The organism is Phycisphaerae bacterium, assembly GCA_012729815.1.
Taxonomy (GTDB): domain Bacteria; phylum Planctomycetota; class Phycisphaerae; order JAAYCJ01; family JAAYCJ01; genus JAAYCJ01.
The window spans coordinates 1-18,710 of record JAAYCJ010000301.1 but is presented as its reverse complement, the minus strand read 5'-3'; the positions used below and the strand labels follow the sequence as shown (position 1 = coordinate 18,710).

Here is an 18,710-nt window from a genome sequence, read left to right as displayed (position 1 = left end):
AGATCAGCGAAACTCAAAAAGACGGCGACATCCCAATGGAGCCGGAGTTTGAAGCAGACAAGATCGTGATATTCCTGTCAAAAAGCGATTTCGCAGACTACAAGCTGCTCAAACACAATGAAGCAATTCGTGGTCCTCTGACAACAACCATTGTGTTACCTGTTCTGGCGGAAGCAATACACGTGCTTAAGGAAGCCAACGGCGCTGACGACTATGATTGGCGGTGGATGCGTGCCCTTCATCGCCGTATCGAGGATCACGGGCTTAGCCTCGAATTGGAGCCGTTATTCCTAGCGCAGAGTCTTCTGGAGCTACCCCTGAAGCGGGCGCTTTCATCGTCTCGCACACTCATCGAAGAAGCATCTTAAGGAGAGATTCATGGGGCCGCTGGCCATCTTCAAAAGTACCCTTGTTAATGCCCTCCATAGCTCCATCGGTATGAGTCTGGACAAGTATCGCCGTGATGAGATATGGATACCGGACGTAGCGAAGAAAAGCAGTTATGGTTTAGAAACAGGAGTTAACGTCGTTGCGTTTCCTTCTCTCTGCCTGCCGGAGGGCAGAAATCTGCGAGATTTGGAGAATGCAATTTCCTTTCACAGAGCCTTACGGCACTTGACTCCTCTTCAGGCGCGAGATCCTCGACTGTGGACGAGACTCACTCACATCGACTGCTGGTCCTATATGCGCGCTCGATGGCCAGTTGAACAACACATGTCAAATCGCAGCAGAGCGGTGCGTTTCGTTGAATCCCGGTATTTCGTTGCACAAAGCCAAAGCAGAGCTCTGCTCCGAAATGGAATTGCGCGTCTCTGGTGGACTGCGCAGCTTTCCTTTGATCCAGATCGGGAAGATCCGTACGAATTGACCAGAGTTCTGCTCTCTACTCTTGATATCACTCAACAGATATTGGAGAGAGGGATGGGGCGCGCAAGTAATACAGTCAAGGCCTTCCTTCAGTTCCTGCTCCATAAGAGCGATATACTTCTAGCGGGTGGCGACAAGAACAGAAGCCGCATTAGGCAGCTTGCCAAGCGCCTGAATTTGCATGGCGGCGTATGTGTGCTTGATTTGCTCAACGAAGCTGAGCTTCTGGACTTCCTTAACGAAGAACTGGAGTACATTCTAGAGACAGAAGTCAGGGACTCGAAGGAAGCTGCTGAATGACGGATGTGTTTAGCCGCCAAGAACGTTCGGAAATCATGTCCAAGATTCGAAGTCGCGGAAATGCTGCGACTGAGCTTCGCTTCATCTCGATCATGAGGAAGCACAAGATTGTCGGTTGGCGGCGCGGAATGAGGCTCCCCGGTCGACCAGATTTCGTGTTTCCGGTTCACAGGCTTGTCGTCTTCATCGACGGGGATTTCTGGCACGGGAACCCCCGCAAGTTCAGACTGCCGAAATCAAATCTCTCTTATTGGGAGAAGAAGATTCGCGGTAACCAACGCCGAGACAAGCGCATCGGCCGACTTCTAAGACTGCGTGGCTGGAAAGTCTACCGGTTTTGGCAGACTTCTCTCAGAAATGAGGATGCTGTTGTAGCGAAGTTGCGGCGCGGTCTTGCATAGGAGAGGCTGGAATTGCTTGACAGAACCTTTCTTTGCACGGATTCTAGCTGACATCGGACTGGGCTTCACGCCTCGCTTCTCTGATGCCTCCATAGCTTTCGGAACCACGTCTCTCCGGTGCGTCAGATATCAATTGCAGACTCGTTATCACTCCCCGCTCAACGTCAGGTGGGTCAGTTCCGGACGGCAGTTGAGGCGGATGGGGGCTATGCTGAAGCCGATGCCTCGGTTGACGTAGAGGCGGTTGCCCTGATGGCCGAAGTCGTTGATCCAGCCGTCGGCGTGGACTTCATGGGCTTGGACGATGGCGAGCCATGACCAGCTCTTGAGCCACGGGACGCGGATCTGGCCGCCGTGGGTGTGGCCGGCCAGGGCGAGCGGAGCCTGTCCGGCTGGGATGTCGGCGAAGGTCTGCGGGTTGTGCATGATGACGATGCGGGCGGCGTCGGACGGCAGGCTGGCCAACGCCTTGTGCACGTTGGCCTCGCCGGGATAGTGCGGGCCAATACCCACCAGGTAGAGCGGTTTTGCTTCCTGTGTGGCGGCGCCGGCGGGCGAGCCGATCGCCGTCCACTCGTTTCTCAGGACCTTGATGCCGATCTCCTCCAGGGCCGTTTCGAGCCGCTCGGCCACCCACTCCAGCTTCAGCGACTGTTGGTTCTCCATCGCGTAGTCGTGGTTGCCGAGGACCGCGTAGACCGGGATCCTGGCGTTGACGATCGGCTTGAGCAGGCTCGTCACCCTTCCGATCGACTCGTCCACCTCGGCCCGGTGCTCGGCCTCCTCCTCCTTGTACTCCTCCAGGGCCTTGGTCGGCGTGTCGTCCTCGGTCGGATGGTATATGAAGTCGCCGCCGATCAGCAGCAGGGCCGGCCGCTCGGCTGCGATCCGGGCCAAGACCTCGCGAACCGCGCTTTCGTTGTCCAGCCACATGCCGAGTTGCAGATCAGTGATGAACGCCACCGTCCGCCCTTCCCACGCCGTCGGCAGGTTCGGCACCCGCACGGTGTAGCGCCGCTGGTCGATCAGGCGCGGTTCGACCAGCACGGCCCAGACCAGGATCAGACCCGCAACCGATACGATGATGGAACCCCAGAACAGGATCCGGCGCTTGGTTTTCCTGCTCATTCGAACGTCTCCCCCGGTCGGATGGCGGTGATGATCGTTTGTCCCTGTTCCAGTAGAGCCGATCGGCTGTGTCGCGTCAAGCCTGAGCCCGCCGGCGTAGCGTGAGGAACCGGCAAGGTCCTTGCCGGCGACGCCTAACATGTGTATGATGGTTCCTTCCGGCTGGTGGTTTCTCACGGATGAACGGAGAGGGTGGACGGATGGCGTATCTGCTGGTATCAGCGGTGGCGTTGGCGATCGGGGCGGCGACGGGCGTGCTGGTTGGGCGGCTCGCGGCAGAGCGGAAGACCTCGCGGGCCATCGGCGAACTGGAAGGGCAGCGGGTTCGCACCGAGCAGGAGCTTGGGACCCTTCGCCAGGACATCCACGAAAGCGAATCGAAGATCGAGCAGCTCAACGGGCAGCTTTCCGACCGCCGGGCCGAGATCGCCAGGCTCACGCAGACCGTCGAGGAGCGGGAAAAGTCGATCGCTGAGCAGAAGCAGACGTTCGAGAAGGCCCGCGAGACGCTTCAAGAGACGTTCAAGGCGCTGGCCGGCGACGCGCTAAAGTCCACCAGCACCAGCTTCCTGGAGCTGGCACAGGAGAAGCTCACCGGCATCCTCAACCAGACCAAGGGCGATCTGGGCAAGCAGAAGAACGAGCTTGAGGCCCTCATCAAGCCGATGCAGGACACGCTGAAGCGCTACGAGGAGCAGCTTCGCCAGCTCGAACAGGCCCGCACCGAGTCGTACGGCAGCCTTCGAAAGCATCTTCAGAGCCTCACCGAGACGCAGACCGCCCTGCAGGACCGCACCAGCCAGCTTACGATGGCCCTTCGCAACCCGCAGGCCCGCGGGCGATGGGGCGAGTTCACGCTGCAGCGGGCGGTCGAGATCGCCGGCATGTGCGAGTACTGCGATTTCCACACCCAGGTTTCGACCGACGGCGAGACCGGGCGGCTGCGGCCGGACATGGTCGTGCAGTTGCCGGGCAGCCGGCGGATCGTGGTCGACGCCAAGGTGCCGTGCGACGACTACCTTAACGCGGTCGAGGCGTCCGACGACGGGCTGCGCAAGGCGGCGTTCTCGCGGTACGCCCAGGCGGTCAGGGGTCATGCCCGCCAGCTTGGTGCCAAATCCTACTGGGAGCAGTTCGGCTCGGAAAGTCCGGAGTTCGTCGTGCTGTTTCTGCCGGGCGAGAGTTTCTTCTCAGCCGCGCTGGCGGCGGATCGCGACCTGGTGGATCAGGCGATGCAGAATCGGATCATCCTGGCCTCACCGACGACGTTGATCGCTTTGCTCCGCGCCGTCGCGTTCGGGTGGCGGCAGGAAAAGCTCACCCGCAGCGCCGAGGAAATCCGCGAGGTGTGCGCCGAGCTCTATGAGCGCGTCCTCGTCTTCACCGAGCATCTGGCGGCGCTGGGCAAGAACCTCGACGGTTCACTGGATGCCTACAACAAAGCCGTCGGCACGTTCCAGACGCGCATTCAGCCGACGGCCCGCAAGCTCAACGGGTTGGGCGTCAGCGCCAAGCGCGAGATGCCCGAGCCGCCGCTGATCGACCGCACGACGCGGCAACTGCCCGCCGACGGTTAAATGTAGCTCCGCCGCCCTCGGCGGAGTCTTCTTCCCCCGCTTCGCCCGCGTCGTCACGAAGACACTCTTGCGGCAGTTGCGAAAGGCCGCTATACTGCAGATGCATGAACCGGGCGCCGCCGAGAGTGGCGGAGCTGATTTCGACAGAGAGACAGTGGGCATTCCATGTCGTCGGATGATCTGAGCCATCATTTGGCCAAGCCCGCCGCAAGCCGCTACTTCCGCAACTTACCTCATCTCCAGGCCGAGGGAAAGACGCTGTTCGTGACCTTCTGCACCCACAGGGGATGGGCCTTGCCGGAGTCCGTTCGCGGGTTGGTCCTGGGCCATTGTGTTCACGATCACCCAGCCAAGGTGTGGATGCACGGGGCGGTTGTCATGCCAAACCACGTACACCCGGTGTTCACCCCGGGAAGCGACGGCAAAGGCAATCCTTTCGGGCTGGCCCAGATCATGAATGGGATCAAGGGAACCTCCGCTCACACCGTCAATCGCGTGCTCGGCCGTCGCGGACCCGTGTGGCAACGCGAGTCGTTCGATCATATCCTGCGGACCGATGAGAGCATTCGCGAGAAGGTCAATTACATCTGCGCCAACCCCGTTCGCAAGGGGCTCGTGCAGTCCGAGGATGAGTATCCTTGGCTGTGGCGTGAATGGGTGGACGGATGATGGGGGTTCGTTGCCCTCAGTGGGTCGCCACCGCTGGCCGCGGAAGAGGAAGACTCCGCCGGGGGCGGCGGAGCCACATCGACGTCCGTCAGTTTCGGCTTGCCAGAGACTGGCCTGCGGGTTATGGGTGGACGGAGGATGGGGGTCCGTTGCCTGCAGTGGGCCGTCACCGCTGGCAATGGCAGAGGAAGACTCCGCCGGGGGCGGCGGAGCCACATCGACGTCCATCAGTTTCGGCTTGTCAGAGACTGGCCTGCGGGTTATCATCGGCTGGCGAATTAGGGGAACGTTTTCCGCCCGACCGCGTCCAATGGGTAGACGAGGCAACCGATTCCAAGGAGCTCGCCATGATTGCCGCTGTGGTTTGCGGATTTTCGCTGATGGTTGTTGGGCAGAACGCGGCGCCGACCACCGCGCCGGCGGTGACCGTGTACAACCAGGACTTTGGCGTGGTGCGGGCGACGCACACGTTCGAGATCCCCGTCGGCGTCAGCGCGGTGACGCTCAAGGACGTGGCGGCGAAGATCGATCCGACATCGGTGTTGTTCTTCTGCCCGCCGCAGGCCGGCTGCGAGGTTCTGGAGCAGAACTTCAACTACGACCTGGTCAGCGTGGGGAAGCTGCTCGGCAAGATGCTCGATCAGCCGGTGGAAGTCGTGACCGAGGGCGGCAAGCTGTACGCCGGAACGCTGCTGGCGTTCGATGACGGCCGGCTTACCCTCGCCGGCGACGACGGCATCCAGATCCTCTACCTTGAAGACGAGTACCAGGCGATCCGGCTGCCGCGGCTGCCGGAGGGTCTGATGCTCGAACCGGCGTTGGTCTGGCGGGTCTCCCGCGAACAGGACGGGACGGTTCCGGTCGAGGTCGCGTACCAGACGGCGGGCCTGAACTGGCAGGCCGACTACAACGTTTTGGTCCGGCCGGACGAGCGGCGGCTGGACATCACCGCCTGGGTGACCCTGACCAACACCAGCGGGGCGGCGTATCCGGAGGCCAATCTCAAGCTGGTGGCCGGCGACGTGCACAAGGTCAAGGCTGAGGAGGAGGCCCCCTTGATAATGGAAAGAATGGCGGGCGCAATGGAAGCCCCTGCTCCGCCGCCGGGATTCGAGGAGCGTCAGTTCGCGGAGTATCATCTCTATGAGTTGGGCCGGCCGACGACCATCCGCGAGAACCAGAGTAAACAGATCGAGCTGTTCAGCGCCCACGACGTCGGCTACTCGGTCGCCTACGAGTTCGCCCAAAACAACCGTCCGAGTCGCGGGCGCTACATGCCCTATCCTCCCAGCGAGGGAGGCGAAATGACGCCACTGGCCATCGTCTTGACTGTGCCCAATACGCAGGAGAACCAACTGGGCCTGCCCATCCCAGCCGGCAACGTGCGGCTCTACCAGCGCGACCGCCTTGGCGATGAGCATTTCGTCGGCGACGACACGGTCGATCACACACCCAAGGACGAGGAGCTGTCGCTGACCGTCGGGCGGAGCTTTGACGTGCTCGGCTCGCGGAGAATGACCGACCAGAACCGCATCAGCCGGCTTGCCCACACCGAGAGCTACGAGGTCGCGATCCGCAACCATAAGGACAGCCCGGTCGCCGTCCGCGTACTGGAGCAACTGCACGGCCGGATGAACTGGAAGATCCAGGAGGCGTCGATGGACTGGACCAAGAAGGGCTTCCAGACCATCCTCTTCGAGTTCGAACTCGACGCCAACGCCGAACGCAAGATCACATACACGGCGCTCTATGAACGCTATTGACCACCATCAGACCGACGCGCCCCAACGCCAAAGGAGCCGAACCATGATCCGCGTAACAACCAGCCTGCTGCTGCTTTCCAGTCTCGCTCTCGCCCAGCCGCAGAACTCCCTGTCGATCTACCAAGACGATTTCGCCCTGGTCAAGGACCGCCGGACGGTCGAGTTGACCGAAGGGGTCAGCGAGCTGCGGCTGACCGACCTGCCGGCCACGTTGGAGCCGCCGAGCGTGCGGGTCGTCGCGCCCGACAATCCGGAGTTCAAGGTGGTCGAACAGAACTTCGAGTTCGACCTGGTCGGAGCGGCCAGGCTGATGCAAAAATACGTCGGCCACGAGGTCCGGGTCATCACCAACCAGGGCGAAATGATCGAAGGCACGCTGCTGGTCGCTGAGAACGACCGGATCGTCCTGAAATCGAATGGCGGCCTGAAGATCCTCACGCTCAAGACGGTCCAGTCCGTCCGACTCGACAAGCTGCCCGAGAACCTGGTGATCAAGCCGACGCTGGTCTGGCAGCTCTATTCGCCGGCCGCCGGGCCGCAGGCTATCCAGCTCAGCTACATTGCCCGCCAGATCGGCTGGAATGCCGACTACAACGTCGTGCTGAACGAGGACGAGACACGGATCGATCTGACCGGCCTGGTCACGATCAAGAACGAATCGGGCAAGACGTACGAGCAGGCCGACGTGAAGCTGATCGCCGGGATCGGCCGGACCGATCAGCCGGCCACGTTCCTGCAGGGCATCGAGTACCTGCGGGCCGTCGAGGAGATCAAGCCCACCGGGCAGCGCGGCGACGAGACGGCTGAGGTGTTCGGCGATTATCGCCTCTACCGCCTCGACCGGCCGACCACGGTGCTCGACAACCAGGTCAAGCAGATCACGCTCATCACCGCTCAGAACGTGCCCGTCCGCAAGACGTACCTCTACGACGGTGGGCGGGTGCGATTCGTTCCCGGCCGGGTCTATGAGGAGCCTGGCTTCGGTCGCGAGGAGAACACCAAGGTCAACGTTTTGCTGGCGATCCGCAACACCGCTGACGACAACCTCGGCGTGGCCCTGCCCGGCGGCAAGGTCCGCGTGTTTAAACGCGACGTTGACCAGAGCCTTGAATTTGTCGGCGAGGACGTGATTCCCGGCACCGCCGTCGACGAGCGCATCCTGGTCTACGTCGGCGATGCGTTCGACGTGACCGGTTCGCGCACGCAGACCGACTTCCAGCGGCCGGCGGCGACGGTGATCGAGGAGGCTTTCGAGATCGTCCTGAAGAACCACAAGCAGGAGCCGATCGAGGTCACCGTGATCGAAAAACTCTACCGCTGGAGCGACTGGGAGATGCTCGAGTCGTCGCACGATTACACCAAACTCGACTCCCGGACGATCAAGTTCCAAGTCCCCGTTGAAGCCGACGGGAAGGCCACCGTCACCTACCGCATCCGGTACACCTGGTAGACCGCTCTTCACAGTATCCGCCAGGAAACAGCCGGGCGTGATGTCCGCAACCGCTGCCTTCTCCGTTTCCTTCGCGGCCTTCTGTTGGGCCCGTGTTCTCTCAGCGGCGTCAGTCGGCTTGGAGGATCGCGATCGCCAGGTAGCGTTTCCAGAAATGCGGGACCTGTTGCCAGAGCGGATCGTTTTTGGGCGGACACCACGGCAGGTTCGGATCGTGACTGTAGTAGACGATGCCGATCTGGCCGCTTGGCATTTTGACGATGTCCGGCATGCCGGTCTCGTGCCAACTCTCGTGCGTGCGTCCGCGCGGGTCGGGCAGGGCCGTTTCGGGCGTCCAGGTGCGCCCGCCGTCGTCGCTGTAGACGACGATCATACCCAACGGCGTGGCGGGCGGGGCGTTCTTGGCGCTGCGGTAGGCGGCGATGAGCCGGTCGCCGTCGGCGACGAGACATCCGCACTCGCCGTGCAGTTCGGTCGGTTCCGGGTCCAACCAGGTTTCGCCGTCGTCGGCTGAGCGGGTCGCTGCCAGCACGCCCGCATCGAACGGCCGCTGGCTCTTCACCCATGCCGTGGTGGTCCGGTGCAATCCCAGCAGGCTTCCATCCGAACACCGGGCGATCGTCGTCTCGACACATCCCAGTTCATTCGGCGCCGGCACGATCGGATGCCAATCGCCCCAGCTTTCGCCGCCGTCGCGCGAGAGGAAGTATCCGTTCTCGAACGGGGTGGCTTCACCGCGGGTCTCGAGCCAGTCCTTCTCGCAGGCCACCGCCGGCAACATCAGAGATCCGTCCCGACGTTCCACGATCCGCCCGAACGGATAGGCGAATCTGAACGGCCCAAGGTCCACCTTCACCCGCTGGGGCCAGGAGTGTCCGTGGTCGCGCGAGACCGCCACGAACAGTTCCGTTGGACGGTTTCTGTTCTTCAGTCGCCGCGGATGCTCATCGTCACCGGTCCGTCCGCTCTGGTAGTCGGCGTACGGCAGCAACAGCCGGCCGTCCGCCAGGCACACCATGCCCGTCGCCACGTGGATCGCCCCCTCCTCGTGGCGGCTGCCGATGGGTTTGGCGGTCATCTCCCACGTCCGGCCATGGTCGGAGGACCGCATGAAATGGGCCTCGTTGCCCATGATCGCATCCGTGTAACGATTCCAGTAAGCCAGCACGTCGCCGTTGCCGCAGACGCACGCCCCACCGGCCAACTGCATCACCATTTCGTCATGGATCGCCCGAACATCCACCAGCCGATAGGGCCCGATCCGCACCGATGAACTCATCTTGCCTAATCTCCGCCTGGCGGTACAACCTTATTCAAGTATTATGTGCCTCCGCCATAATTTGCCTCGCAAAAGTCGATTCTAGCCACCCCGGTTGCCTTAATCCATCGTTTTGGCTAGAATGGACTTGCGGCCTAGCGGAAGCGGCCATCAACCGAGAAACCCATTGGCAGGGCAGAAGTAGAGTGAGCGAGAAAACCGCAAGCAGCACGACCTCCCGGCTCAATGCCATCGTCGGCACCACCGGCGATGTGGCTAATAAGCACGACTTAGATAGTCTCATTCGCAGCTTCCCTCCGGCCGTCCGTCGGGGCCGACACCTTTTGCCCGCCGAGTTGGAGTTTCCCCGGGCGGACGAAGCCGAGTTTGCCGCCGCGGTGGCTGAGAACCTCGAGGGCGGGATTCTGCGGTATTCCAAGCGGCTTGAACTGCTTCAACTGGCCAAGGTGCTGCGCATCGACCGCTATCGCGCTGCGGTGATCATCGCCAAGGTCCAGCATCGGATCGAGGAACCGGCCCCGTTGACCGCGGCGACCCTCAGCCGCAACGGGGCAACGACAACTCAAGCGCACAGCGGGCGTCGTTCCGAGTGGTTCCTGAAGATCGCCGCCCTCTTCCTGACCGCGGCGCTGGTCGATCTGGTAATCGTTCGCGCCTTCTTTGGTTAGCCTATCGGCGTCCCACGGGTTCCGGGCGCGTGTCGGTCATCTCCTGCGACTTTCTGCGGACGGCGTTGACGAGGGCTTGGGGGATTCGGTCGAGCGGCAATACGTGCTGGGCGGCGCCGCGGGCGATCGCTTCCTTGGGCATGCCGAAGACCACGCAGGTCTCCTCATTTTGGGCAATGGTGATGGCCCCGGATTGTCGCATGGCCAGCAGGCCCGCCGCCCCGTCTTCGCCCATGCCGGTGAAGATCGCCCCGATCGCATTGGATCCCACAGCCAGGGCCACCGAGTTGAACATGACATCCACGCTGGGGCGCTGATGGCAAACCAGTTCGCCCTGTGTCGGCTGGGCCATGTATCCGGCCAGTCTGGCGGTCACCGTCAGGTGCGTATTGCCCCGGGCCACCGCGACCAGCCCACCTCGCAGCTCGATCGGAGCGGCCGCTTCGACGACCGTCAGTTCGGACGCTGCGTGCAGCGACGCGGCGAACGATTCGGTGAACGATTCCGGCATGTGCTGCGCGATCACGATCGGCGGCATGTCCGGCGGCAGTTGCGAGAGAACGAACCGCAGGGCCTCGGTGCCGCCCGTCGAGGCGCCCAGCGCGATCAGAACGCCCTTGCCGCCCGGACCCTCCGCATTGACCGGGGCCTTGATCGCGGTCGGCGTCCGCTGCCGGGCGGCCGCTCGCACTTTTTCGGCCAGTGTTGCCATGACCTTGCCCAGCGCGATGAACGAACCGCCGCCGGGTTTGGGCATCACGTCAGTCACACCGCGGCGGGCCATCTCCGGACTTACCCGGGCGTTGGGTTCGATGTGCGACGAGAGGATGATCGTCCGGACCGGAAGGACCCGCAGGGCCATGCCCAGCAGGGTCATGCCGTCGGTTTTGGGCATTTCCAGATCCAGGATCAGCACGTCCGGGCGATATCGGACCAGAAGCGTGGCAAGCTGGGCCGGATCGGGAACCACCGCCGTCACCTCCATGTCCGGCTGTTTGCTCAGCTCCTTTTCCAGGATCGTCCGGATCGGAAGCGAGTCGTCGAGGATCATCACTTTGATCTTCTTGCCCGATGCCACGGCCGCCTCACTTCCTGTAGATCGTGGGTTTGACGTAGTGCAGATCGTGCCGGATGGCGTTAAGGCTCTCCGAGTGGCCCACGATGAAATGCCCCCCGGGACGCAGATGGGCCGACATCTTGCGGATCACCGACTCCTGCGTGGCCCGATCGAAGTAGATCATCACGTTGCGGCAGAAGATGTAATCGAAGCCGTGCTTGAACGGATACGCAGAGTTCATCAGGTTGAAGTGGCCGAACGTAATCAGGTTGCGGACGGACGGAGCGACCTCGTAGCTCTGGCCCTGCTCGTCGCGAACGGCCCGGAAGTACCTTCCTCGAAGCTCGACGGGCACGTTTCGCAGCTTGGTCTGTTCGTAGCGGCCGAGTTTGGCGATGTTCAGCACCTTCTGCGAGACGTCGGTGGCCAGGATCTTGACCGAAACGGTCGGATGGGCCTCCAGCAGATCGTGCACCTTCATCGCCAGCGAATAGGGCTCCTCGCCGGTCGAGGACGCCGCCGACCAGATGCGGATAACGTGCCGGTTTTCCGCCCATCGGTCCTTCTCGATCCGCTGCACGATATTCTCAACCAGGAAATCGAAATGGTCGGCCTCGCGGAAGAAGTAGGTGGTGTTGGTTGAAATCGCGTCGATCAGTTGGCCGAGTTCCTGACCGCTCTTGTCGTTCTGGAGGCGTTCGAAGTACTCGGCGAATCCCGAGAGCTTGCCCACGCGGATCAGCTTGGCCAGGCGGGCCTGGACCAGATGCTGGCGATTCTCGCCGAGGTTGATTCCGGCCCGCTCGTAGACGAGTTGCCGCACCAGTTCGTACTGCGCCGGTGCGATTTCCAGCGGCGTCTGCGTTTCTACAACCTGTTCAACCATCCATCCCTCCAAGTGGCACTCCGGCCAGTGATGTATCGGTCCGGTGGACGGGTCGGTTAAGCTAACCGGAGGTTTTGGGCCGTTGCGCCGCGTTTATCGGACCGCATTGCGGCTCTTGAGGGTGGTTTTTATCGGACCCGACAAATGGTGAGGCCGCCGCCAAGCCCCGGTAAGTGCAGGATCATCAGTCGCGGCGGAGCCCGATCGCCACCGGCTGACGATCGCGGTAAACGTGGTACTCATCGAACCCGATCGCCGCGAGAATCTTCGCCACCGGTTCGAATCCGATCGCCATGTCGTCCGGCTTGTGAGCGTCGCTGCCGATGCTCAGCAGCCGGCCGCCCATCGCGCGGTACCAGCCGAGGATGACCGGCTGCGGAAACGGCTGATCGATGCCCGCGCCGCGCCGGTATCCGGAGGTGTTGACCTCCAGGGCGATGTTCCGGTCGATGATCGTCCGGAGGATTGCCTCGATCCGCGGGCGAAACGCCTGCGGGTCGTAGTCCGGCTGATGCCGCTTTCGCGTGTAGCGCAGGAAGTAGTCCAGATGCCCCAGCACGTCGAAGTCGCCCTGCTCAGCCATCTCGGCGGCGAGGACGAAGTAGCGGTCGATCGCCTCGCGCGGCGCCATGACGTCAAAGAGCGTCTCATGGACGCCGTGGCCCTCGACGTAGTGGATCGAGCCGATCAGCACATCGGCCGCCAGTTCGTAGACGGCCTGGTTTTCGCGGACGTAGCGGTGCGCCTCAGCCAGTTCCACGCCGTGCCGCACGACGATCCGATCAGCGAAGCGCGCGGCCATCGCGTGACTCTGGGCGAGGGCTTCGTGCGGGTCATACTTGCCGGCGCCCGGGTCGGCCGGGTCGTTGTCGAGGTGGTCGGTCAGGGCGATCTCGTCAAATCCCAGCTCGATGGCCCGCTGCACCATGGCCTCGACCGTCGTCTCGGCGTCAACCGATAGCTGCGTGTGCAGATGAAAGTCCGTGCGTATCTTCATGCCGTTCGCGGCTCCTGCCGGAAAGTTGTGAATTCTATCGGGCGAGGGAGCTCAAATCCAGGACTCAGAGCGGGACCTTCATTGACCGGGAAAATTCGGTTTCGACGGTTCGGCACGGCTGGTAGAATCCGAGCCAGTCGGCGAGACGGACAGTGAACCTTCTGTAATGGAGACCGGTCATGGCGAAGAAGGGCAAGACGACGTTCGGGCTGGTGGTGGGCTGTCGCGGGTTCTTTCCCGATCGGCTGGCCAAAGAGGGCCGTGAGGCGATGATCAAGCACCTCAAGGCACAGGGCCATGACGTGGTGGTTCTGGGTCCGTCGCAGAGCAAGCACGGCTGCGTCGAGACGTTCGAGGAGGCCAAGGCCTGCGCGGAGCTGTTCGCCCAGAACGCCGGCAAGATCGACGGGATCATCGTGACGCTGCCGAACTTCGGCGACGAGAAGGGCGTGGCCGAGGCGATCAAACGGTCGGGCCTCGACGTGCCCGTGTTGGTCCACGCGTGGCCGGACGACCTGGACAAGCTCTCGATCCAGTACCGCCGCGATTCGTTCTGCGGCAAGCTGTCGGTCTGCGACAACCTTCGCCAGTACGACATTCCCTACACGCTGACCTCGTTGCACACCGAGGCCATCGACTCCGAGGCGTTCGCGATGGACCTGGCGTCCTTCGCCGCGACCTGCCGGGTAACGACGGGTCTTCGCGGCCTGCGGGTCGGGGCGATCGGGGCGCGGCCGGCGGCGTTCAACACCTGCCGCTACAGCGAACGGCTGCTCCAGGGCAGCAACATTTCGGTCGAGACGCTGGACCTCTCGGAGGTGATCGGCCGGGCCGAGAAGCTCAAGGCCTCCGACGCCAAGGTGCGGGCCAAAATCAACGCGATCCGCAAATACGTCAAGAGCGATGGTGTGCCGCAAGCCGGTCTGGAACGGCTGGCCCGTCTGGCCGTCGTGCTGGAAGGATGGGTGACGGACAACGAGATCTCAGCCCTGGCCCTCCAGTGCTGGACCTCACTGGAGGAGTACTACGGCGTGGTGCCGTGCGCGGCGATGAGCATGCTCAGCGAGAAGCTCGTGCCCGCTGCGTGCGAAGTCGACGTCTGCGGCGCGGTGGCGATGTACGCCCTTCAGTGCGCCTCGGGCACGCCGTCGGCGCTGCTCGACCTGAACAACAACTTCGGCGACGATCCGGACAAGATGATCATGTTCCACTGCAGCAACCTGCCGGCCAGCTTCCTCGACAATCCGGAGATGTCGTTCAACAGCATTCTGGGCGGGACCGTCGGGCAGGATAACGCCTATGGCACGGTCACCGGCGCGATCACGCCCGGTCCGGCCACGATGCTGCGGGTCAGCACCGACGACTATGAAGGCGAGATCGTCGGCTACGTGGCCGAGGGGCAGTTCACGGATGACAGGATCGAGACCTTCGGCGGCCGAGGGGTCCTGCAGATCGACGACCTGCAGTTCCTGCTCCGCTACATCTGCGAGACGGGCATGGAGCACCACGTGGCGGTCAACAAGGCCCACGTCGGCGACGGGATCGCCGAGGCCCTGAACACCTACATGGGCTGGGACATCTATCAGCACGAGTGACAGGACATGCCAACCGCGGCGGCTGACGTGCCTGATCCTGGCGATGCTGGCCGGCTGCGCTCCGCGCGAGAGCCTGCCTCAGCCGCCGCAGGAACCGCACGAGCATCTGCCGTACCGGTTCGTCTATCCCAATCAGCCGCCGGTCATCCGCTTCGAGCAGTTTCGCGGCTTCCTGCACCAGTTGGACCGGCAGATCACGCTGCTGTACCTGATCGGCCCGGATGGCGAGTACCGCCGCGACGAGCTGGCCTGTCTTGACCGCATTCATCGGCGATTCTACCAGTACGCGGTCCAGGTCGTGGTGATCGACCTGCATGCGCCGACCCGGTGGCCGGACCTCGTCCGGCAACTCCGCGAGGTTGATGCCGCCATGCCCGCCGCTGTCCTCGCCGCCGAGGACTTCCCAGCCCTCAAGCGGTTCCTCGACCGCGCCGACTGGCCCGACCGCCAAACATACCTGATCGATCCGGACCGCCGGCTGCCTCGAGGCCTGGAGTTCGACTCCTGTCCCGTACTGACCCAGCAGGTCCTGGAGTTTCTGCAGAATCGCTCGCGGTAGGTGATCCGTAGAACGGAATCACGCCTCACAGGCGAAGCCCGCCGCAGGCCGGTAGGTCGTGCGATTTCGACGGGCGCTCAGCCCTGAACCAGCAGCTTGTCCACCTGGCCGCACAACTCGCGGACGTGGCTGATCGATTCAGCGAACGCCGCCGTCTCATCGGCGGTCAGCTTCAGTTCGAAGACCTTCTCGACGCCGCTGCGCCCGAGCATGCACGGCACGCCGACGAAGTAGCCGCTGATGCCGTACTCGCTCTCGCAGTAGGCGGCGCACGGCATCACACGCTTCTGATCGCGGAGGATCGACTCGACCATCCGGGCCGAGGCCGAAGCCGGCGTGTAGTAGGCGCTGCCCGTCTTGAGCAGCGAAACGATCTCGCCGCCGCCCTTGCGGGTCCGCTCGACGATCGCCGCCAGGCGATCGGCCGGCACCAGGTCGGTCACCGGAATCCCGCCCACGCTGGTGTAGCGAGGGAGCGGGACCATGTCGTCGCCGTGGCCGCCGATCAGCAGGGCGGAGATGTCCTGCACCGAGCAGTTCAGCTCCATCGCCAGGAACGTCTTGTACCGCGCGACGTCGAGGACGCCGGCCTGGCCGACGATCTTGCGCGGCGCGACGCCCGAGGCCTTCCACGCGGTGTAGACCATTGCGTCCAGCGGGTTGCTGACCACCACGAAGATCGCCTCCGGGCTGTGCCGGACCGCGTTCTCCGCGCAGGTCTTGACGATCTTGGTGTTGGCCGCCAGCAGCTCGTCGCGGCTCATGCCCGGCTTGCGGGCCAAACCGGCGGTGATGACCACCACGTCGCTGCCCGCGGTATCGGCATAGTCGTTGGTCCCGGTGATCGTCAGGTCGTAGCCCTCGACCGGACCCGACTGGGCCAGGTCGAGCGCCTTGCCCTGCGGCATGCCCTCGACCACGTCGATCAGCACCAGGTCGGCCACCCGCCACGAGGCCAGCCAGTGGGCGCAGGTCGCGCCCACGTTGCCGGCCCCCACGATCGTCACTTTCGCGCGTTGCGACACGGTCAGCTCCCTTGCTTGCCGTTCTGGGACTCCAGGTACTGATCGATCGACGCCGCCGTTTGCTTGCCGTCGCCCATGGCCAGGATCACCGTCGCCGCGCCGCGGACAATGTCGCCGCCCGCGAAGACGCCAGGCTTGCTGGTCATGTTGTTCTCGTCGATCTCGATGTAACCCCACTTGTTGGTCGCCAGGTCCGGCGTGGTCTGGGTGATCAGCGGGTTGGCCCGCGTCCCGATCGCCTCGATCACCACCTGGCAGTCGAACACGAAGTTCGACCCCTCGATCGGCACCGGGCGCCGTCGCCCCGACGCGTCGGGCTCGCCGAGTTGCATCCGCACGCACTCGAGGCCCTTGACCCAGCCCTTCTCGTCGCCGAGGATCCGCACCGGGTTGGTCAGCAGTTCGAACTGGATACCTTCTTCCTCCGCGTGCTTGACCTCCTCGATCCGGGCCGGCATCTCCTCGCGCGAACGACGGTAGACCAGCACCGCCGGATCGGCGCCCAGCCGACGCGCCGTCCGCACCGAGTCCATCGCCGTGTTGCCGCCGCCCACCACCACCACCCGGTCGCCGGTGAGCACCGGCGTGCTGTACTCGCCGAAGCGGTACGCCCGCATCAGGTTCACCCGCGTGAGGAACTCGTTGGAGCTGTAGACGCCCTTGAGGTTCTCGCCGGGAATGTTCATGAACACCGGCAGACCCGCCCCGCTGGCGATGAACACCGCGGAGAAGCCTTCCTCGTCGAACAGCTCGTCGATCGTCAGCGTCTTGCCGATGATGACGTTCGTCTCGATTTCCACGCCAAGCTGCTTGAGGGCTTCGACCTCGGCGTGCACGATCCGCTTGGGCAGCCGAAACTCGGGAATGCCGTAGACCAGCACGCCGCCCACCTCGTGCAGCGCCTCGAAGATCGACACGTCGTAGCCCATCTTGGCCAGCTCGCCCGCACAGGTCAGCCCGCCCGGACCCGAACCGACCACCGCGACCTTCTTGCCCTTGCGCTGCGGCGGCTTGACGGATGCGCCCACCTTGCCTTCGCGGCGCAGGGCCCAGTCGGCCACGAACCGCTCGAGCCAGCCGACCGCCACCGACCGGTCGCGGACCGCCCGCACGCACAACGCCTCGCACTGGCTCTCCTGCGGACAGACCCGGCCGCAGATCGCCGGCAGCGCGTTGGACTGCTTGAGGACCTCCGCCGCCTTCTCGAAGTTGCCGTCGGCCACCGCGGCGATGAACTCGGGAATTCGCACCCGCACCGGACAGCCCTCGATGCATTTGGCGTTCTTGCACTGCAGACACCGCTGGGCTTCGCGGATCGCCAGCTCCTGCTGCAGGCCCTGGTTGACCTCTTCAAAGTTGCGGATCCGCTCGGCCGCTTCCTGCTCGGGCATTTCCACCCGTTCGATTTTCAGTCTTTCCGACGCCTTCATCACTTCTGTCCCTCCTCCAGCTTCTTGACCGCTTCCGCCAGTTTGCAGCCATCGTCCAGCAGGTGCCGTTCCTGCGGCCGGTACGCCGCCAGCCGGTCCGCCAGCTCATCGTAGTCCACCTGATGGCCGTCGAACTCCGGACCGTCCACGCAGGCGAACTTGACCTCGCCGCCGACGGTCACGCGGCATCCGCCGCACATGCCCGTCCCGTCCACCATGATCGGGTTCAGCGACACGATCGTCTTGATCGACTTGGGCCGCGTGACCTCAGCCACCCGCTTCATCATCATCACCGGCCCGGCGGTGTACACCGCGTCCACCGGCCGCTCGCCCTGTTCGATCAGGTCCTTGAGGGCGTCGGTCACAAATCCCTGGCGGCCGTAGCTGCCGTCGTCGGTGCAGACGATCACCTCGTCCGCCACCTCGCGCAGCGGCGACTCCAGCAGCACCAGCGGCTTGCTCCGTCCGCCGATGATCGCCGTCACGTAGCTGCCCGCCTCCTTGAGGGCCACCGCCTGCGGATAAACCACTGCGGTGCCCACGCCGCCGCCGACCACCACCGCGTGGCCGTACTTCTCGATCTCCGTCGGCAGGCCCAGCGGGCCCGCCACGTCCGGAATCGATTCGCCGGCTTCCATTTCCGCCAGCCGGCGGGTCGAGAAACCGATCCGCTGAACGATCAGGCTGATCGTCCCCGCCTCGCGGTTCACATCCGCCACCGTCAGCGGCACCCGCTCGCCCTTCTCGTCGACCCGGATGATGACAAACTGACCCGGGCGGCGCGACTTGGCCACCCGCGGGGCTTTGATCCAGAACCGGAAGACCTCCGGTCCCAGCACTTCCTTGCTCTCGATCTTGAACATCTACGTACTCCAAATGCACTCGATCACCGTTCCGCGCCGCTGCGCGGACATGCCGTCTTGCCGCTCAATCGCCGCCGCCGACCGACCGCCGACCCGCCGGTGGCTCGTCCACCAACCAGCCCAGGTACCGGTACGAAAGGCCAAACCCGGACCTTCGAGCCCACCGTCAATTATAGCCGTCCGGACGTCTTGGCTT

18 protein-coding genes are annotated in these 18,710 nt (G+C 63.6%); 10 read left to right on the top strand and 8 right to left on the bottom strand.

What is annotated here, in order from left to right:
• From GXY33_19740 to GXY33_19730, 3 genes are all read left to right on the top strand, one after another.
• Nucleotides 1-368: hypothetical protein (locus tag GXY33_19740; GenBank protein NLX07378.1), on the top strand; the 368-nt coding region annotated here is incomplete at its 5' end.
• Nucleotides 369-378: 10 nt separating this feature from the next.
• Complete coding sequence (locus tag GXY33_19735; protein NLX07377.1) at nt 379-1,167, top strand: hypothetical protein; 789 nt, start codon at nt 379-381, stop codon at nt 1,165-1,167.
• Nucleotides 1,164-1,568 carry a very short patch repair endonuclease gene (locus GXY33_19730; GenBank protein ID NLX07376.1) on the top strand — a complete coding sequence of 135 codons (405 nt, stop codon included), beginning with the start codon at nt 1,164-1,166 and terminating at the stop codon, nt 1,566-1,568. The genes GXY33_19735 and GXY33_19730 overlap by 4 nt, the downstream gene beginning before the upstream one ends.
• Nucleotides 1,569-1,715: 147 nt before the next feature.
• Here GXY33_19730 and GXY33_19725 read toward each other — a convergent pair whose 3' ends face one another.
• Complete coding sequence (locus GXY33_19725) at nt 1,716-2,696, bottom strand: metallophosphoesterase (GenBank protein NLX07375.1); 981 nt, start codon at nt 2,694-2,696, stop codon at nt 1,716-1,718.
• Between the two features lie 200 nt (nt 2,697-2,896).
• Between GXY33_19725 and rmuC the strand changes: the two genes are divergently transcribed.
• The 4 genes from rmuC to GXY33_19705 all read left to right on the top strand — a co-directional run bounded on the left by rmuC (nt 2,897) and on the right by GXY33_19705 (nt 8,155).
• Nucleotides 2,897-4,273 (top strand): DNA recombination protein RmuC, encoded by a 1,377-nt coding sequence (gene rmuC, locus GXY33_19720; protein NLX07374.1) that lies wholly within the window; start codon nt 2,897-2,899, stop codon nt 4,271-4,273.
• A 165-nt stretch (nt 4,274-4,438) separates the two neighbouring features.
• Entirely contained in the window at nt 4,439-4,942 is a 504-nt protein-coding gene (locus tag GXY33_19715) for a hypothetical protein (GenBank protein ID NLX07373.1), read from the top strand.
• Between the two features lie 347 nt (nt 4,943-5,289).
• Nucleotides 5,290-6,705, top strand: a complete 1,416-nt coding sequence (locus tag GXY33_19710; protein NLX07372.1) for a hypothetical protein — start codon at nt 5,290-5,292, stop codon at nt 6,703-6,705.
• A 43-nt stretch (nt 6,706-6,748) separates the two neighbouring features.
• Nucleotides 6,749-8,155 carry a DUF4139 domain-containing protein gene (locus tag GXY33_19705; GenBank protein NLX07371.1) on the top strand — a complete coding sequence of 469 codons (1,407 nt, stop codon included), beginning with the start codon at nt 6,749-6,751 and terminating at the stop codon, nt 8,153-8,155.
• A 109-nt stretch (nt 8,156-8,264) separates the two neighbouring features.
• Here the strand turns inward: GXY33_19705 and GXY33_19700 are convergent, their stop codons facing one another.
• On the bottom strand, nt 8,265-9,434 hold the full coding sequence (locus tag GXY33_19700) for an exo-alpha-sialidase (protein ID NLX07370.1): 1,170 nt from the start codon (nt 9,432-9,434) through the stop codon (nt 8,265-8,267).
• Nucleotides 9,435-9,619: 185 nt separating this feature from the next.
• On the opposite strand from GXY33_19700, the gene GXY33_19695 reads away from it, so the two are divergent.
• Nucleotides 9,620-10,102 (top strand): hypothetical protein, encoded by a 483-nt coding sequence (locus tag GXY33_19695; protein NLX07369.1) that lies wholly within the window; start codon nt 9,620-9,622, stop codon nt 10,100-10,102.
• A gap of 1 nt (nt 10,103) precedes the next feature.
• Here GXY33_19695 and cheB read toward each other — a convergent pair whose 3' ends face one another.
• The 3 genes from cheB to GXY33_19680 all read right to left on the bottom strand — a co-directional run bounded on the left by cheB (nt 10,104) and on the right by GXY33_19680 (nt 13,042).
• On the bottom strand, nt 10,104-11,180 hold the full coding sequence (gene cheB / locus GXY33_19690) for a chemotaxis-specific protein-glutamate methyltransferase CheB (GenBank protein NLX07368.1): 1,077 nt from the start codon (nt 11,178-11,180) through the stop codon (nt 10,104-10,106).
• 7 nt (nt 11,181-11,187) lie between these two features.
• Entirely contained in the window at nt 11,188-12,045 is an 858-nt protein-coding gene (locus GXY33_19685) for a protein-glutamate O-methyltransferase CheR (GenBank protein NLX07367.1), read from the bottom strand.
• 184 nt (nt 12,046-12,229) lie between these two features.
• Nucleotides 12,230-13,042 (bottom strand): histidinol-phosphatase HisJ family protein, encoded by an 813-nt coding sequence (locus GXY33_19680; protein NLX07366.1) that lies wholly within the window; start codon nt 13,040-13,042, stop codon nt 12,230-12,232.
• A gap of 179 nt (nt 13,043-13,221) precedes the next feature.
• Here GXY33_19680 and GXY33_19675 point away from each other — a divergent pair, with 179 nt between their 5' ends.
• Nucleotides 13,222-14,637, top strand: a complete 1,416-nt coding sequence (locus GXY33_19675; protein NLX07365.1) for a fucose isomerase — start codon at nt 13,222-13,224, stop codon at nt 14,635-14,637.
• Between the two features lie 43 nt (nt 14,638-14,680).
• Complete coding sequence (locus tag GXY33_19670) at nt 14,681-15,196, top strand: hypothetical protein (protein NLX07364.1); 516 nt, start codon at nt 14,681-14,683, stop codon at nt 15,194-15,196.
• 77 nt (nt 15,197-15,273) lie between these two features.
• On the opposite strand, the gene mdh is transcribed toward GXY33_19670, so the two are convergent.
• From mdh to GXY33_19655, 3 genes are read right to left on the bottom strand one after another with little or no spacing between them, the layout of a single operon-like run.
• Nucleotides 15,274-16,221 carry a malate dehydrogenase gene (gene mdh, locus GXY33_19665; protein NLX07363.1) on the bottom strand — a complete coding sequence of 316 codons (948 nt, stop codon included), beginning with the start codon at nt 16,219-16,221 and terminating at the stop codon, nt 15,274-15,276.
• A gap of 2 nt (nt 16,222-16,223) precedes the next feature.
• Nucleotides 16,224-17,651 carry an NADPH-dependent glutamate synthase gene (gene gltA / locus GXY33_19660; GenBank protein ID NLX07362.1) on the bottom strand — a complete coding sequence of 476 codons (1,428 nt, stop codon included), beginning with the start codon at nt 17,649-17,651 and terminating at the stop codon, nt 16,224-16,226.
• The gene (locus GXY33_19655; protein NLX07361.1) at nt 17,651-18,514 is read right to left on the bottom strand and encodes a sulfide/dihydroorotate dehydrogenase-like FAD/NAD-binding protein; all 864 of its coding nucleotides are present in this window, start codon (nt 18,512-18,514) and stop codon (nt 17,651-17,653) included. Before GXY33_19655 ends, gltA begins: the two co-directional genes overlap by 1 nt.
• Between the last annotated feature and the right edge of the window lie 196 nt (nt 18,515-18,710).

What these genes read in the sequence shown, in the direction of transcription:
- GXY33_19705 (NLX07371.1), top strand. Translation starts at nt 6,749, where the DNA reads ATGATCCGCGTAACAACCAGCCTGCTGCTGCTTTCCAGTCTCGCTCTC.
- rmuC (NLX07374.1), top strand. Translation starts at nt 2,897, where the DNA reads ATGGCGTATCTGCTGGTATCAGCGGTGGCGTTGGCGATCGGGGCGGCG.
- GXY33_19670 (NLX07364.1), top strand. Translation starts at nt 14,681, where the DNA reads ATGCTGGCCGGCTGCGCTCCGCGCGAGAGCCTGCCTCAGCCGCCGCAG.
- GXY33_19715 (NLX07373.1), top strand. Translation starts at nt 4,439, where the DNA reads ATGTCGTCGGATGATCTGAGCCATCATTTGGCCAAGCCCGCCGCAAGC.
- GXY33_19730 (NLX07376.1), top strand. Translation starts at nt 1,164, where the DNA reads ATGACGGATGTGTTTAGCCGCCAAGAACGTTCGGAAATCATGTCCAAG.
- GXY33_19680 (NLX07366.1), bottom strand. Translation starts at nt 13,042, where the DNA reads ATGAAGATACGCACGGACTTTCATCTGCACACGCAGCTATCGGTTGAC.
- gltA (NLX07362.1), bottom strand. Translation starts at nt 17,651, where the DNA reads ATGAAGGCGTCGGAAAGACTGAAAATCGAACGGGTGGAAATGCCCGAG.
- GXY33_19725 (NLX07375.1), bottom strand. Translation starts at nt 2,696, where the DNA reads ATGAGCAGGAAAACCAAGCGCCGGATCCTGTTCTGGGGTTCCATCATC.
- GXY33_19710 (NLX07372.1), top strand. Translation starts at nt 5,290, where the DNA reads ATGATTGCCGCTGTGGTTTGCGGATTTTCGCTGATGGTTGTTGGGCAG.
- GXY33_19735 (NLX07377.1), top strand. Translation starts at nt 379, where the DNA reads ATGGGGCCGCTGGCCATCTTCAAAAGTACCCTTGTTAATGCCCTCCAT.
- GXY33_19675 (NLX07365.1), top strand. Translation starts at nt 13,222, where the DNA reads ATGGCGAAGAAGGGCAAGACGACGTTCGGGCTGGTGGTGGGCTGTCGC.
- GXY33_19655 (NLX07361.1), bottom strand. Translation starts at nt 18,514, where the DNA reads ATGTTCAAGATCGAGAGCAAGGAAGTGCTGGGACCGGAGGTCTTCCGG.
- GXY33_19685 (NLX07367.1), bottom strand. Translation starts at nt 12,045, where the DNA reads ATGGTTGAACAGGTTGTAGAAACGCAGACGCCGCTGGAAATCGCACCG.
- GXY33_19700 (NLX07370.1), bottom strand. Translation starts at nt 9,434, where the DNA reads ATGAGTTCATCGGTGCGGATCGGGCCCTATCGGCTGGTGGATGTTCGG.